Source organism: Segatella sinensis, assembly GCF_040095255.1.
Classification (GTDB): domain Bacteria; phylum Bacteroidota; class Bacteroidia; order Bacteroidales; family Bacteroidaceae; genus Prevotella; species Prevotella sinensis.
Genome location: NZ_JBBNGE010000143.1, coordinates 1 through 503, shown reverse-complemented (window position 1 = coordinate 503; position 503 = coordinate 1). Strand labels below are relative to the sequence as shown.

General features: G+C 46.5%; 1 protein-coding gene. It reads right to left on the bottom strand.

Going from position 1 to position 503, the window contains the following annotated elements:
• Window positions 1-284: 284 nt before the first annotated feature.
• Window positions 285-503: hypothetical protein (locus tag AAAT87_RS15490; protein ID WP_349226925.1), on the bottom strand; the 219-nt coding region annotated here is incomplete at its 5' end.

The following is a 503-nucleotide window of genomic DNA, read 5'->3' as shown; positions in this document are numbered from 1 at the left end:
TGGAATAACATTTCTGTTCCATATTGATTGAAATTTAAAAGTGACTTGTTTACGATGCCTAAGTGACTTACTTACGAGCCGTAAGTGACTTGCTTAGGATGCCTGAGTGACTTACTTAGGATGCTGGAGATTTTTTGCTCCGGTATGACACTATGACACTTATGACAGGCTTTTCTTGAAATCTCTCTCACGTAGGCGGGCGGGAGGCCTTTCTGGAAAATTTTTCCTGCCCGCCCGCGTGAGGAAAGTTTTAGAAAACAAGTGTCATAGTGTCATAAACGGCATCAGAACGGAAGGTTGCTGCTGGCATCGATTCCCAGGGAAATCTGATAGTTTCTGATCTCTTCTGCCGTACGGATGATGGCGATGAAACCACGGCATCTTGTATTGCGAAACCTCTTGAATCCCAGGTCGCTGAATGCCTTTCCAATCTTCTGGCTGCTCAGCTTCTGAGTGATGTTGCAGCCGATGATCTGCATCGCCCGGGCTACGGACACAAACTC